14 protein-coding genes are annotated in these 14,534 nt (G+C 70.7%); 1 reads left to right on the top strand and 13 read right to left on the bottom strand.

All coding sequences use genetic code 11. The annotated features are described in order from the left end of the window. Positions 1 to 28 precede the first annotated feature (28 nt). The 10 genes from gmk to pyrR form a co-directional block, all read right to left on the bottom strand. Entirely contained in the window at positions 29 to 622 is a 594-nt protein-coding gene (gmk, locus tag EV562_RS19850) for a guanylate kinase (RefSeq protein ID WP_133888133.1), read from the bottom strand. A gap of 37 nt (positions 623 to 659) precedes the next feature. After that, positions 660 to 983 carry an integration host factor gene (locus EV562_RS19845; RefSeq protein WP_003977346.1) on the bottom strand — a complete coding sequence of 108 codons (324 nt, stop codon included), beginning with the start codon at positions 981 to 983 and terminating at the stop codon, positions 660 to 662. A gap of 223 nt (positions 984 to 1,206) precedes the next feature. Further along, entirely contained in the window at positions 1,207 to 2,052 is an 846-nt protein-coding gene (gene pyrF / locus EV562_RS19840) for an orotidine-5'-phosphate decarboxylase (RefSeq protein WP_133888235.1), read from the bottom strand. Positions 2,053 to 2,057: 5 nt separating this feature from the next. Further along, complete coding sequence (locus EV562_RS19835; protein ID WP_133888132.1) at positions 2,058 to 3,164, bottom strand: quinone-dependent dihydroorotate dehydrogenase; 1,107 nt, start codon at positions 3,162 to 3,164, stop codon at positions 2,058 to 2,060. Between the two features lie 82 nt (positions 3,165 to 3,246). Next, positions 3,247 to 6,555, bottom strand: coding sequence for a carbamoyl-phosphate synthase large subunit (carB, locus tag EV562_RS19830; protein ID WP_133888131.1), 3,309 nt, complete (start codon positions 6,553 to 6,555; stop codon positions 3,247 to 3,249). Beyond that, the gene (gene carA / locus EV562_RS19825) at positions 6,548 to 7,690 is read right to left on the bottom strand and encodes a glutamine-hydrolyzing carbamoyl-phosphate synthase small subunit (protein ID WP_133888130.1); all 1,143 of its coding nucleotides are present in this window, start codon (positions 7,688 to 7,690) and stop codon (positions 6,548 to 6,550) included. Before carA ends, carB begins: the two co-directional genes overlap by 8 nt. After that, on the bottom strand, positions 7,687 to 8,265 hold the full coding sequence (locus EV562_RS19820; RefSeq protein WP_133888129.1) for a hypothetical protein: 579 nt from the start codon (positions 8,263 to 8,265) through the stop codon (positions 7,687 to 7,689). Before EV562_RS19820 ends, carA begins: the two co-directional genes overlap by 4 nt. After that, the gene (locus tag EV562_RS19815) at positions 8,262 to 9,548 is read right to left on the bottom strand and encodes a dihydroorotase (protein ID WP_133888128.1); all 1,287 of its coding nucleotides are present in this window, start codon (positions 9,546 to 9,548) and stop codon (positions 8,262 to 8,264) included. Before EV562_RS19815 ends, EV562_RS19820 begins: the two co-directional genes overlap by 4 nt. A gap of 4 nt (positions 9,549 to 9,552) precedes the next feature. After that, positions 9,553 to 10,533 carry an aspartate carbamoyltransferase catalytic subunit gene (locus EV562_RS19810; protein WP_061445774.1) on the bottom strand — a complete coding sequence of 327 codons (981 nt, stop codon included), beginning with the start codon at positions 10,531 to 10,533 and terminating at the stop codon, positions 9,553 to 9,555. Positions 10,534 to 10,656: 123 nt separating this feature from the next. After that, a complete protein-coding gene (gene pyrR, locus EV562_RS19805; RefSeq protein ID WP_133888127.1) occupies positions 10,657 to 11,286 on the bottom strand; it encodes a bifunctional pyr operon transcriptional regulator/uracil phosphoribosyltransferase PyrR in 630 nt (209 codons plus the stop codon). Positions 11,287 to 11,584: 298 nt separating this feature from the next. Here pyrR and bldD point away from each other — a divergent pair, with 298 nt between their 5' ends. Further along, entirely contained in the window at positions 11,585 to 12,088 is a 504-nt protein-coding gene (gene bldD, locus EV562_RS19800) for a transcriptional regulator BldD (protein WP_007447547.1), read from the top strand. 225 nt (positions 12,089 to 12,313) lie between these two features. Here bldD and nusB read toward each other — a convergent pair whose 3' ends face one another. From nusB to EV562_RS19785, 3 genes are all read right to left on the bottom strand, one after another. Further along, positions 12,314 to 12,742 carry a transcription antitermination factor NusB gene (gene nusB, locus EV562_RS19795; protein ID WP_133888126.1) on the bottom strand — a complete coding sequence of 143 codons (429 nt, stop codon included), beginning with the start codon at positions 12,740 to 12,742 and terminating at the stop codon, positions 12,314 to 12,316. Positions 12,743 to 12,744: 2 nt separating this feature from the next. Continuing rightward, positions 12,745 to 13,311 (bottom strand): elongation factor P, encoded by a 567-nt coding sequence (gene efp / locus EV562_RS19790; protein ID WP_133888125.1) that lies wholly within the window; start codon positions 13,309 to 13,311, stop codon positions 12,745 to 12,747. Positions 13,312 to 13,374: 63 nt separating this feature from the next. After that, the gene (locus EV562_RS19785; protein ID WP_133888124.1) at positions 13,375 to 14,481 is read right to left on the bottom strand and encodes an aminopeptidase P family protein; all 1,107 of its coding nucleotides are present in this window, start codon (positions 14,479 to 14,481) and stop codon (positions 13,375 to 13,377) included. Positions 14,482 to 14,534: the final 53 nt, after the last annotated feature.

Below are 14,534 nucleotides of genomic sequence, written 5' to 3'. Positions count from 1 at the left end.
GGGACGATCGCAGGACGAACAGTGACGATCACACGACGTTCGTCAAGGCTAGCAGCTCGCGCGCCACGTCCTCGACGGAGGTGTTCACCAGGGTCTGGTCGAACTCCGGCTCGGCCGCCAGCTCCACCTTGGCCGCGGCGAGGCGGCGCTCGATGACCTCCGGCGGTTCGGTGCCCCGGCCGGTGAGCCTGCGCACCAGCTCGTCCCAGGAGGGCGGGGCCAGGAACACCAGCCGGGATTCGGGCATGGAGGCGCGGACCTGCCGTGCTCCCTGGAGGTCGATCTCCAGGAGGACCGGCTCACCGGCCTCCAGGCGCTCCAGCACCGCCGTGCGCGGCGTGCCGTAGCGGTTGCCGGCGAACTCGGCCCACTCCAGCAGCTCACCGTTGGCGATCAGCTTGTCCATCTCCTCGTCGCTCACGAAGAAGTAGTGGACACCGTGCTGCTCTCCGGGGCGGGGCTTGCGCGTCGTCGCCGAGACCGACAGCCATACCTCGGGGTGCGCCTTGCGCATATGGGCGACGACCGTGCTCTTGCCGACCCCGGAGGGGCCGGAGAGCACGGTCAGCCGCGGACGTGCGTCCGGGGGTACGGGGGACGTCCCCCAGGGTGTTGCAGCCATACGGCGATTATTCCAGCAATCCCGGAGTGGTCCGGACTCAGCTGCCGGTGCTGCCGAACTCTCGCTCCAGGGACGCGATCTGGTTGGACCCGAGACCGCGCACGCGGCGGCTCTCGGAGATACCCAGTCGCTCCATGATCTGCTTGGCGCGGACCTTGCCCACGCCCGGCAGGGACTCGAGGAGGGCGGAGACCTTCATCTTGCCGATGACGTCGTTCTCCTGACCCTGCTTGATGACCTCGTGGAGGGAGGCGCCGGAGTGCTTGAGTCGATTCTTGACCTCGGCCCGCTCCCGGCGAGCCGCGGCGGCCTTTTCGAGCGCGGCTGCGCGCTGTTCAGGGGTAAGGGGCGGAAGAGCCACGCCTACGTCACCTCGGATGTCGAACTGTCGGATACGGACCGGTGAGGAACCTAGTCGCCCCTCACCTGGTGAGCCGCGAGCAACACGCTTGCCCGTTGACTCTCGACGGAGACTAGCGGTCAAGTCCGCCAGAGTCAGCGAGAACAGCGGAAAAGTCCTGGTCAGCCTCCGTCAGGCCGGACATTTAGGACATATTCCCTCTGATTTGAGGATGTATCCAGAGTCAGGGCGTCGTGACCGCGGTCCGGATCTCCGCCGCGAAACGGTCGGCGGCCCTCCGCAAAGCGCCCACATCGGGACCGTGACGAAGCACACCCCGGCTGGCGCTCGGCACCACGTTGCCCGCCGCGGCCCCGAACACGCGCGGCAGGTCCGCGGGCGTGGCGCCCTGGGCGCCGATGCCGGGGGCCAGCAGCGGACCGTTGATGGCCAGGTCGTACGCGGACAGGTCCCCGAGCGTGGCACCGACCACCGCGCCGAAGGAGCCCAGCGGCTCCTCCCCCGCGTTCTCGGCGGCCAGATGGGCCAGCATCGTCGCGCCGACGTTCCGTCCGCCGTCCCGCACCGCGTGCTGGACCTCGCCGCCCTCCGGGTTGGAGGTCAGCGCCAGTACGAACAGGCCCGCGCCGCTCTCGCGCGCCAGGTCGACGGCGGGCTTCAGGGAGCCGTAGCCGAGGTACGGGGAGACGGTCAGGGCGTCCGAGAACAGCGGGGCGCCCTTGCGCAGGAACGACTCGGCGTACGCGGCCATGGTCGAGCCGATGTCGCCGCGCTTGGCGTCCATCACGACCAGCGCACCGGCCGCCCGAGCCTCCTCCACCGCCTTCTCCAGCACGGCGACGCCGCGCGAGCCGAACCGCTCGAAGAAGGCGCTCTGCGGCTTGAGCACGGCCACCCGGTCGGCCACCGCCTCCACGACGGTGCGGCTGAAGCGCTCGAGGCCGGCCACGTCGTCGTTCAGGCCCCACTCGGCGAGCAGGGAGGCGTGCGGGTCGATGCCGACGCACAGGGGACCGCGCTCGTCCATCGCGCGGCGCAGCCGGGCACCGAAGGGCTCGAGTGCCGACATGCTGGTCATCGGGGATTCCTCACGTCGGCGCCGACCGCGTCGGCGAGGGTGGCGTACGGGCTCTGCCGCAGGCGCGCGGCGAGCCCCTTGTGGATCGCACGGCCCCAGAAGGGCCCCTCGTAGATGAACGCGCTGTAGCCCTGGACCAGCGTGGCGCCGGCCAGGATGCGCTGCCAGGCGTCCTCGGCGGTCTCGACGCCGCCGACGCCCACCAGGGTGATGCGGTCGCCCACGCGCGCGTAGAGGCGCCGCAGCACCTCCAGGGACCGCGCCTTGAGGGGCGCGCCGGACAGTCCGCCGGTCTCCCCCACGAGGGCGGGAGAGGAGGTCAGGCCGAGTCCCTCGCGCGCGACGGTGGTGTTGGTGGCGATGATGCCGTCCAGGCCCAGCTCCACGGCCAGGTCGGCGACCGCGTCCACGTCCTCGTCGGCGAGGTCGGGGGCGATCTTGACCAGCAGGGGGACCCGGCGGGCGGTCACCGCGCGGTCGGCGGCCTCGCGGACCGCGCTGAGCAGCGGACGCAGCGCCTCGGTGGCCTGGAGGTTGCGCAGGCCGGGCGTGTTGGGCGAGGAGACGTTGACGACCAGGTAGTCGGCGTGCGGGGCCAGGCGCTCGGCGGACTTCACGTAGTCGCCGACCGCCTCCTCCTCCGGGACCACCTTCGTCTTGCCGATGTTGACGCCGACGACGGTGCGGAAGACGGGGTTGCGGGAGGCCAGACGCGCCGCCACGGCCAGCGAACCGTCGTTGTTGAAGCCCATGCGGTTGATCAGCGCCCGGTCGGCCACCAGGCGGAACAGCCGCTTCCTGGGGTTGCCGGGCTGCGGCTCCCCGGTCACCGTGCCGATCTCGACGTGGTCGAAGCCGAGCATCGCCATGCCGTCGATCGCGACGGCGTTCTTGTCGAAGCCCGCGGCGAGCCCGAAGGGGCCGTGCATGCGCAGGCCCAGGGCCTCGGTGCGCAGCTCCTTGTGGCGGGGCGCGAGCGCGGCGGCGACGAAGGTGCGCAGCACGGGGACGCGGACGGCCAGGCGGATCCAGCGGAAGGCGAGGTGGTGGGCCGCCTCCGGATCCATGCGGGAGAAGACGAGCTTGAAGAAGATCTTGTACATGTGTCCCTCGGGAAGCCTCTGTGGTGCTCGGGGCTCATGAAGAGGGGGACACCGTTCCGGTGTCCCCCTCTTGCATGAGCCGCTAGTCGCGGGCCGCGGTCAGGAATTCGGCGTGTTCCTGGAGCGAGCGCACTCCCACGTCGCCGTGGTTGAGGGCGTCGATGCCCTGCACCGCCGCCGCCAGCGCCTGGACCGTGGTCAGGCAGGGCACGGAGCGGGCCACGGCCGCCGTACGGATGTCGTAGCCGTCGAGGCGGCCGCCGGTGCCGTACGGGGTGTTGACGATGAGGTCGACCTCGCCGTCGTGGATCAGCTGGACGATGGTCTTCTCGCCGTTCGGGCCGGTGCCCTCGGACTGCTTGCGCACCACCGTGGCGTTGATGCCGTTGCGCTTGAGGACCTCGGCGGTGCCGGAGGTGGCCATCAGCTCGAAGCCGTGGGCGACCAGCTCGCGCGCCGGGAAGATCATCGAACGCTTGTCCCGGTTGGCCACCGAGATGAACGCCCGTCCCTTGGTCGGCAGCGGGCCGTACGCGCCCGCCTGCGACTTGGCGTACGCCGTGCCGAAGACGGAGTCGATGCCCATGACCTCGCCGGTGGAGCGCATCTCCGGGCCGAGGACCGTGTCGACGCCGCGGCCCTGGATGTCCCGGAAGCGGGACCACGGCATCACGGCCTCCTTGACGGAGATCGGCGCGTCCAGCGGCAGGGTGCCGCCGTCGCCGTTCGCCGGGAGCAGGCCCTCGGCACGCAGCTCGGCGACGGTCGCGCCCAGCGAGATGCGGGCGGCGGCCTTGGCCAGCGGCACCGCGGTCGCCTTCGAGGTGAAGGGGACGGTGCGCGAGGCGCGCGGGTTGGCCTCCAGGACGTAGAGGATGTCCCCGGCCAGCGCGAACTGGATGTTGATCAGGCCGCGCACGCCGACGCCCTTGGCGATGCCCTCGGTGGAGGCGCGCAGCCGCTTGATGTCGAAGCCGCCGAGCGTGATCGGGGGCAGGGCGCACGCCGAGTCGCCGGAGTGGATGCCGGCCTCCTCGATGTGCTCCATGACGCCGCCGAGGTACAGCTCCTCGCCGTCGTACAGGGCGTCGACGTCGATCTCGATCGCGTCGTCGAGGAAGCGGTCGACCAGGACCGGCCGGGACGGGCTGATCTCGGTCGACTCGGCGATGTACGCCTCGAGGCGGGTCTCGTCGTAGACGATCTCCATGCCGCGTCCGCCCAGGACGTAGGAGGGCCGCACCAGGACCGGGTAGCCGATCTCGTCGGCGATGGCCTTGGCCTCGCCGAAGGTGGTGGCGGTGCCGTGCTTGGGGGCGGGCAGGCCCGCCTCGGCGAGCACCCGCCCGAAGGCGCCGCGGTCCTCGGCGGCGTGGATGGCCTCCGGGGAGGTGCCGACGATCGGCACGCCGTTGTCCTTCAGCGCCTGCGACAGGCCGAGCGGGGTCTGCCCGCCGAGCTGCACGACGACGCCCGCGACCGGTCCGGCCTGCTGCTCGGCGTGGACGATCTCCAGGACGTCCTCCAGGGTGAGCGGCTCGAAGTAGAGCCGGTCGGAGGTGTCGTAGTCGGTGGAGACGGTCTCGGGGTTGCAGTTGACCATCACGGTCTCGTACCCGGCGTCGGACAGCGCGAAGGAGGCGTGGACGCAGGAGTAGTCGAACTCGATGCCCTGGCCGATGCGGTTCGGGCCGGAGCCCAGGATGATGACGGCGGGCTTCTCGCGCGGCGCGACCTCGGTCTCCTCGTCGTAGGAGGAGTAGAAGTACGGCGTCTTCGCGGCGAACTCGGCGGCGCAGGTGTCGACCGTCTTGTAGACCGGGCGGACGCCGAGCGCGTGCCTCACCTGGCGGACCACGTCCTCGCCCAGGCCGCTGATCTCGGCGATCTGCTGGTCCGAGAAGCCGTGCCGCTTGGCCTCGGCGAGCAGGTCGGCGGTCAGTTCGCGGCTCTCGGCGATCTCGTCGGCGACCTCCTTGATGAGGAAGAGCTGGTCGACGAACCAGGGGTCGATCTTCGTGGCGTCGAAGACCTCCTGCGGGGTGGCGCCCGCGCGGATGGCCTGCATGACGGTGTTGATGCGGCCGTCGGTGGGCCGCACGGCCTCGCGCAGCAGCTCGTCCTTGTCGCCCGTCTCGCCGACGAAGGTGAACTGGCTGCCCTTCTTCTCCAGCGAGCGCAGCGCCTTCTGGAATGCCTCGGTGAAGTTGCGGCCGATGGCCATGGCCTCGCCGACCGACTTCATGGTCGTGGTCAGCGTGGAGTCGGCGCTCGGGAACTTCTCGAAGGCGAACCGCGGAGCCTTCACGACCACGTAGTCGAGGGTCGGCTCGAAGGAGGCCGGGGTCTCGCGCGTGATGTCGTTCGGGATCTCGTCGAGGGTGTAGCCGACGGCCAGCTTGGCGGCGATCTTGGCGATGGGGAAGCCGGTCGCCTTGGACGCCAGTGCCGAGGAGCGCGACACGCGCGGGTTCATCTCGATGACGATGACGCGGCCGTCCTCGGGGTTCACCGCGAACTGGATGTTGCAGCCGCCGGTGTCGACGCCGACCTCGCGGATGATCGCGATGCCGACGTCGCGCAGCACCTGGTACTCGCGGTCGGTCAGCGTCATCGCGGGCGCCACCGTGATCGAGTCGCCGGTGTGCACCCCCATGGGGTCGAAGTTCTCGATGGAGCAGACGACCACGACGTTGTCGTTCTTGTCGCGCATCAGCTCCAGCTCGTACTCCTTCCAGCCGAGGATGGACTCTTCCAGGAGCACCTCGGTGGTCGGCGAGAGGGTGAGACCCTGTCCGGCGATGCGGCGCAGCTCCTCCTCGTCGTGGGCGAAGCCGGAGCCGGCGCCGCCCATGGTGAAGGAGGGGCGGACGACGACGGGGTAGCCGCCGAGCGCGTCGACGCCCTTGAGGACGTCGTCCATGGAGTGGCAGATGTAGGAGCGCGCGGACTCGCCGTGGCCGATCTTCTTGCGGACCTCCTCGACGACCTCCTTGAACAGGTCGCGGTCCTCGCCCTTGTTGATGGCCTCCACGTTGGCGCCGATCAGCTCGACGCCGTACTTCTCCAGGACGCCGTTGCCGTGCAGGGAGATGGCGGTGTTGAGGGCCGTCTGGCCGCCCAGGGTTGGCAGCAGGGCGTCGGGCCGCTCCTTGGCGATGATCTTCTCGACGAACTCGGGGGTGATCGGCTCGACGTAGGTGGCGTCGGCGATCTCCGGGTCGGTCATGATCGTCGCCGGGTTGGAGTTCACCAGGACGACGCGCAGGCCCTCGGCCTTGAGCACCCGGCACGCCTGGGTGCCGGAGTAGTCGAACTCGGCGGCCTGGCCGATGACGATCGGGCCGGAGCCGATGACCAGGACGGACTGGATATCGGTGCGCTTAGGCACGCTGGCCCTCCATGAGGTTCACGAAGCGGTCGAACAGGTAGGCGGCGTCGTGCGGGCCCGCTGCCGCTTCGGGGTGGTACTGGACGCTGAAAGCCGGCCGGTCGAGGAGCTGGAGCCCCTCCACCACGTTGTCGTTGAGGCAGACGTGGGAGACCTCGGCACGGCCGTAGGGGGTGTCGGAGACCTGGTCGAGCGGGGCGTCGACGGCGAATCCGTGGTTGTGCGCGGTGACCTCGACCTTCCCGGTCGTACGGTCCTGCACCGGCTGGTTGATGCCGCGGTGGCCGTACTTCAGCTTGAAGGTGCCGAAGCCGAGCGCGCGGCCCAGGATCTGGTTGCCGAAGCAGATGCCGAAGAGCGGCGTGCCGCGCTCCAGGACGCCCCGCATGACCGAGACCGGGTGGTCGGCGGTGGAGGGGTCGCCGGGGCCGTTGGAGAAGAACACGCCGTCCGGTTCGACGGCGTAGACGTCCTCGACGGTGGCCGTGGCGGGCAGGACGTGCACCTCGATGCCGCGCTCGGCCATGCGGTGCGGGGTCATGCCCTTGATGCCGAGGTCGACGGCGGCGACGGTGAACTTCTTGTCCCCGATCGCCGGGACGACGTACGCCTCGGTGGTGGCGACCTCGGCGGAGAGGTCGGCGCCGCTCATCTCGGGGGCCTGCCGGACCTCGGCGAGCATGGTGCCCTCGTCGGGCAGCGCGTTGCCGGAGAAGATGCCGACGCGCATGGCGCCGCGCTCGCGCAGGTGGCGGGTGAGGGCGCGGGTGTCGATGCCGGAGATGCCGACGACGCCCTGGGCGGCCAGCTCCTCGTCGAGGGTGCGCGTCGAACGCCAGTTGGAGGGCACGCGCGCGGGGTCGCGCACCACGTAGCCGGAGACCCAGATCTTCTTGGACTCCATGTCCTCGTCGTTGATGCCGGTGTTCCCGACGTGCGGGGCGGTCATGACGACGACCTGGCGGTGGTACGACGGGTCGGTGAGGGTCTCCTGGTAGCCGGTCATGCCGGTGGAGAACACGGCTTCGCCGAACGTGGCCCCCACGGCCCCGTAGGCACGGCCGCGGAAGGTCCGGCCGTCCTCCAGGACGAGTACGGCGGGAGTCCGGTGGGCTCCCCTGGTGGAGGTCGTCATCGTGCGCCTTCCGTTTCCGTCTTGTTGTTGATCATGTCGTTCAGGGTGTCGACCCACTCGCTGTGCTCGGCCGCGTGGTCGGAGCGGAAGCCGGAGTCGATCAGCTTGTCGCCGTGGGCCCAGGTGACGACCAGCAGGCCGCCCTCGGTGAGGACCTTTCCGGCGATGCCCTTGTCGAGCCGGGCCTCGCGCAGCGCCGCCACGGGGACGAAGAAGTCGGCGGCGCCGGGGCGCACCACGTCAAGTCCCGCGTCCGTCAGCGTGAGCTCGACCCGGCTGCGGGTGCCCAGGCCGTGCGCCACGATGCGGTCGAGCCACTGTCCGGCGGTGGTGGAGCCGTGGTAGCGGCCGCTCATCGTCAGTCTGGCCCGGCCGGGCGCGTCCGGCGCGGTGGGGAGGTCCGGCAGGTCGCTCTGGAGCGTGCCGCGCCACTTCCAGCCCTCGCGCATCAGCCAGTAGACGAGCGCGACGAACAGGCCGAGGCCGACGACCCAGCCGACGCGGGCGGCCCAGTCGGTCACTTCCGCCGATTCCTTCTCGGCGGCCAGCAGGATTACCGGTGCTGCGAATGTCACGTGAGCTTCCCGTCGACGAGCGTGGCCTTGCCCCGCAGCCACGTGTGCGTCACACGGCCCGGCAGCTCACGACCCTCGTAGGGGGTGTTGCGGCTGCGCGAGGCGAAGCCCGCGGGGTCCACCCGGCCACGGTATGCCGTGTCGACGAGGGTGAGGTTGGCGGGCTCACCAGCCGAGACGGGACGGCCGTGTCCGGTGGCCTGTCCGATCTGCGCGGGCTTGACGGACATCCGGTCGGCGACGCCGGCCCAGTCCAGCAGGCCCGTGTCCACCATGGTCTCCTGCACGACCGACAGCGCGGTCTCCAGGCCGACCATGCCCATGGCCGCGGCGGCCCACTCGCAGTCCTTGTCCTCGTGCGGGTGCGGGGCGTGGTCGGTGGCGACGATGTCGATCGTGCCGTCGGCGAGCGCCTCGCGCAGCGCCATGACGTCACGCTCGGTGCGCAGCGGCGGGTTGACCTTGTAGACCGGGTCGTACGACCGGACCAGCTCGTCGGTGAGGAGGAGGTGGTGCGGGGTGACCTCGGCGGTGACGTCGATGCCGCGGGACTTGGCCCATCGGACGATCTCGACGCTGCCGGCGGTCGACAGGTGGCAGATGTGGACGCGGGAGCCGACGTGCTCGGCGAGCAGCACGTCCCGGGCGATGATCGACTCCTCGGCGACGGCGGGCCAGCCGCCCAGGCCCAGCTCGGCGGAGACGACGCCCTCGTTCATCTGGGCGCCCTCGGTGAGCCGGGGCTCCTGGGCGTGCTGGGCGACGACGCCGCCGAAGGCCTTCACGTACTCCAGGGCGCGCCGCATGATCACGGCGTCGTGGACGCACTTGCCGTCGTCCGAGAAGACGGTGACGCCGGCCGCGGACTCGTGCATGGCGCCCAGCTCGGCGAGCTTGGCACCCTCCAGGCCGACGGTGACGGCGCCGATGGGCTGCACGTCGCAGTAGCCGGACTCCTGGCCGAGCCGCCAGACCTGCTCGACGACGCCGGCCGTGTCGGCGACCGGGAAGGTGTTGGCCATGGCGAACACGTTGGTGTAGCCGCCGCTCGCCGCGGCGCGGGTGCCGGTGAGGACGGTCTCGGAGTCCTCGCGGCCGGGCTCGCGCAGGTGGGTGTGGAGGTCGACCAGGCCGGGCAGCAGCACCTTGCCGCCGGCCTCGACCACCTCGGCGCCCTCGGCGGACAGGTCCCGGCCGACCGCCTCGACGACGGTGCCGTCGATCAGGACGTCCTGCGGCTCGCCGCCGAGCACCTTCGCACCGCGGATCAGGGTCTTGCTCATCGTCTTACTTCTCCTCGGTGGGGCGGGCGTGGGTCACGGCGGGCTCGGCGCCGCCGAGCAGCAGGTAGAGGACGGCCATCCGGACGGAGACGCCGTTGGTGACCTGCTCGACGACGGTGCAGCGGCCGGAGTCGGCGACCTCGGCGGTGATCTCCATGCCGCGGACCATCGGGCCGGGGTGCATCACGATGGCGTGGTCGGGCATCTTGGCCATGCGGTCGCCGTCGAGGCCGTAGCGGCGGGAGTACTCGCGCTCGGTCGGGAAGAAGGCGGCGTTCATGCGCTCGCGCTGCACGCGCAGCAGCATCACCGCGTCGGACTTGGTCAGCGTCGAGTCGAGGTCGTAGGAGACCTCGCAGGGCCAGGTCTCGACGCCGACCGGCAGCAGCGTGGGCGGCGCGACCAGGGTGACCTCGGCACCGAGAGTGTGCAGCAGGTCGACGTTGGAGCGGGCCACGCGGCTGTGCAGGATGTCGCCGACCAGGGTGACGCGGCGGCCGTCGAGGTCCTTGCCGAGCCCGGCGTCGGGGCCGACCAGGCGCCGGCGCATGGTGAAGGCGTCCAGCAGGGCCTGGGTGGGGTGCTGGTGGGTGCCGTCGCCCGCGTTGATGACGTGGGCGTCGATCCACCCGGAGGTGGCCAGGCGGTAGGGCGCGCCGGAGGCGCCGTGCCGGATGACGACGGCGTCGACGCCCATGGCCTCCAGCGTCTGCGCGGTGTCCTTGAGCGACTCGCCCTTGGAGACGCTGGAACCCTTGGCGGTGAAGTTGATGACGTCCGCCGACAGCCGCTTCTCGGCGGCCTCGAAGGAGATCCGGGTCCGGGTGGAGTCCTCGAAGAAGAGGTTGACGACGGTACGGCCGCGCAGGGTGGGCAGTTTCTTGATCGGCCGGTCCGCGACCCGGGCCATCTCCTCGGCGGTGTCGAGGATCAGGACGGCGTCGTCGCGGGTGAGGTCGGCGGCCGAGATGAGATGACGCTGCATCTGTCAGGCTCCGTAGGCGAGTCATGCGGAAGAGCGGGATAATTCGGGCGCCCGGGCGCGCCCGGGCGCGTGCGGGGGCGCGCCGAGCGGACGTACGGCGCGGGTGGGCGCGTACGCGGGGTGTTACGGGTGGGCGCCCGGGACGTCCGGCTTGACGCCGAGCAGCACGGTGTCGCGACCGTCCTCCTCGGCGAGCTGGACCTTGACCGCTTCCCGCAGCGACGTGGGGAGGTTCTTGCCGACGTAGTCGGCGCGGATGGGCAGCTCGCGGTGGCCGCGGTCGACGAGGACGGCGAGCTGCACGGCGCGCGGGCGGCCGATGTCGTTGAGCGCGTCGAGGGCGGCGCGGATGGTGCGGCCGGAGAAGAGCACGTCGTCGACGAGGACGACGAGGCGGCCGTCGATGCCGTCACCGGGGATCTCGGTGCGGGCCAGGGCGCGCGGGGGATGCATCCGCAGGTCGTCGCGGTACATGGTGATGTCGAGCGAGCCGACCGGCATCTTGCGCTCGGTGATCTGCTCCAGCTTGTCGGCGAGCCGCCGGGCGAGGAAGACGCCGCGGGTCGGGATGCCGAGGAGCACCACGTCGTCGGCGCCCTTGGCGCGTTCGACGATCTCGTGGGCGATGCGGGTCAGCACCCGCGCGATGTCGGGCCCTTCCAGCACGGGCCGGGCCTCGGACTGCGCGCCCGACTGCCCGTCGCTCTGCGCGTCGCTGAGCCTGTCCTGCTGCTTGCCTTGTTGCTTGTCCATACGAAACGGACCCCCTTCTCCGCCTCACGGGACGGACCTTAAAGGACGTCGGATATGCGCCACCTACGCTACCAGGCCCGCAGGACCGGGTCGGGCGACCCCCCTCACACCCCCACGTCACTCTTTCGCCGCACTGCGGCCACCCGTTCGGAGCAACGGAGAGCGAATACCACGGAAGCGTCGGTGCGGACCATTCGGCTTGACGCAGGAGAGTAACGCTGCGTAACCTCACAGTGAGTTACCAGCCGCGCGGCCGACATCAGAGCCTGCCGCGTCGACACCTTGTCCGGGGAGCCATATGTCCAGCGAATACGCCAAACAGCTCGGGGCCAAGCTCCGGGCCATCCGCACCCAGCAGGGCCTTTCCCTCCACGGTGTCGAGGAGAAGTCCCAGGGCCGCTGGAAGGCCGTGGTGGTCGGTTCGTACGAGCGCGGTGACCGTGCCGTGACCGTGCAGCGCCTCGCCGAGCTGGCGGATTTCTACGGCGTCCCCGTACAGGAGCTGCTGCCGGGCACCACCCCGGGCGGAGCCGCCGAGCCGCCGCCGAAGCTGGTCCTGGACCTGGAGCGGCTGGCCACCGTGCCCGCCGAGAAGGCCGGCCCGCTCCAGCGGTACGCGGCCACGATCCAGTCGCAGCGCGGTGACTACAACGGCAAGGTGCTCTCGATCCGCCAGGACGACCTGCGCACGCTCGCCGTCATCTACGACCAGTCGCCCTCCGTCCTCACCGAGCAGCTGATCAGCTGGGGCGTCCTGGACGCGGACGCGCGCCGCGCGGTGGCCTCCCACGAGGAGCTCTGAGCCTTCGCCGCTTCAGCAGAAACGTGCCGCCGGGGTGGCCGGAACCGTTCGTTCGGTTCCGGCCACCCCGGCGGTTTTTCGCATGTCGTGAGAGCGACGCCGCAAGGGGCGCGGGGCTGCGCCGACCTTGCGGCTACCGCCCCGTGGGCGCGACCGGCCACGGACAACCCGCAGCCGCTCTCCCACCGCACCCCTACGGCGCCGCGTCTCCGCAAACCCTGCGGACTATTCGCGGCGCAGAGAGGGCTTCAGGTCCTTCAGCCGACCGAGCAGGCCGTTGACGAACGCGGGCGAGTCGTCCGTGGAGAACTCCTTCGCCAACTGCACCATCTCGTCCAGGACGACGGCGTCCGGGGTCGCGTCGACCCAGATCAGCTCGTACGCGCCCAGGCGCAGGATGTTGCGGTCGACGACCGGCATGCGGTCGAGCGTCCAGTCCACGGAGTACTGCGCGATCAGCTCGTCGATGCGCGCGGCGCGCTCGGCGTAGCCCTCGACCAGCTCCATCGTGTACTCGCTCACCGGCGGCTGCCGGGTGTCGGACCGGGAGTGCCGGACCCAGTCGGCGAGCACCGTCAGGACGTCGGCGCCGCGCTGATCGCCCTCGAAGAGGATCTGGAAGGCGCGTTTGCGGGCCGTGTTGCGAGCAGCCACGGTTAGCTGTTCACCCGGCCGAGGTAGCTGCTGTCGCGGGTGTCGACCTTGATCTTCTCACCGGTGGTGATGAAGAGCGGGACGTTGATCTGGTGACCGGTCTCCAGCGTGGCCGGCTTGGTGCCGCCCGTGGAGCGGTCGCCCTGGACGCCCGGCTCGGTCTCCTGGATGGTCAGCTCGACGGCGGCAGGCAGCTCGACGAAGAGGACCTCGCCCTCGTGCTGCGCGACGGTCGCCTCGAAGCCCTCGATGAGGAAGTTGGCGGCGTCGCCGACGACCTTGCGGTCGATCATCAGCTGGTCGTAGGTCTCCATGTCCATGAAGACGAAGTAGTCGCCGTCCATGTAGGAGAACTGCATGTCACGCTTGTCGACAGTGGCCGTCTCGACCTTGACGCCGGCGTTGAAGGTCTTGTCGACCACCTTGCCGGAAAGCACGTTCTTCAGCTTGGTGCGCACGAAGGCCGGGCCCTTGCCGGGCTTGACGTGCTGGAACTCGACGACGGACCAGAGCTGGCCGCCTTCGAGCTTGAGCACCAGGCCGTTCTTGAGGTCGTTCGTGGAAGCCACGGTTGCGGAATCTCCTGGACTGGACTGACGTGGACGACCCGGGAGCGTACGCACAGCGCGAGGCTAGAGCGCGAGCAGCTCCTTGGTCGTGATGGTGAGTAGCTCGGGTCCGCCGTCCGCCTCGGGGCGCACGACGAGCGTGTCATCGATCCGGACCCCGCCCCGGCCCGGGAGGTGGACCCCCGGTTCGACGGTGACCGGCACACAAGCGTCCAGTTTACCCATGGCCGCGGGGGCCAATTGCGGGTCCTCGTCGATTTCGAGTCCGACCCCGTGACCGGTGAGTGCCGGAAGGTTCTCCGCGTACCCCGCCGAGTCCAGCGCCTGGCGGGCGGCGCGGTCCACATCGCGGCAGGCGGCACCGGGTACGAGGGCCTCACGCCCGGCCCGTTGGGCGGAGAAGACGAGGTCGTACAGCTCGATCTGCCAGTCGGCCGGCGAGGTGCCGATCACGAACGTGCGGCCGATCTCGCAGCGGTAACCGCGGTACGTCGCGCCCAGGCACACGGAGAGGAAGTCGCCCTCCTCCACCCGCCGGTCGGTGGGCCGGTGGCCGCGGCGCCCCGAGTGGGGGCCGGTGCCCACGGAGGTGGGGAAGGCGGGGCCGTCGGCGCCGTGGTCGACGAGGCGGCGCTCCAGCTCCAGGGCGAGGTGCCGTTCGGTACGGCCGACCAGGATGGATTCCAGCAGTTCGCCGAGGGCCTGGTCGGCGATCTCGGCGCCGATGCGCAGGCAGGAGATCTCCTCCTCGTCCTTGACCACCCGGAGCTGTTCGACGGCCTGTCCGAGGTCGGTCAGACGCAGCCGGGGCGCGACCGAGCCCATGGCCCGGTGCCGGACCACGGTAAGGTGGTGGTCCTCCGTGGCGAGGGACTCGGCGCCCTGTTCCGCGGCGAGCCCGGTGGCCGTGACGGCCGGATCTCCGCCCGGTCCCGGCAGCGTCCGTACCGGCAGCGACTCGTCGGGACGGCCCTGCGTGGGCCGGTCGTCCGGCGGGCCCGAGCAGACCAGCAGGTCCTCGGTCCTGCCGAGCAGCAGCACGGCGCCGTGCGGGGCGGCGCCCGCGAGATAGCGCACGTTGGCGGGGCGGGAGACGAGCGCCGCCGCGCTGCCGCCCGCGTTGCAGCGTTCCCGTAGGCGCGTCCGGCGGGCCGCGTAGACCTCTGACATGAGCCGAGCGTATGGCTCCACCGGTCGGTGTGCCGCTCGGGTGGGCCGAGTGG

It is taken from the genome of Streptomyces sp. BK208 (assembly GCF_004364245.1).
Classification (GTDB): domain Bacteria; phylum Actinomycetota; class Actinomycetes; order Streptomycetales; family Streptomycetaceae; genus Streptomyces.
This window is presented reverse-complemented; position numbering and strand designations above follow the sequence as displayed.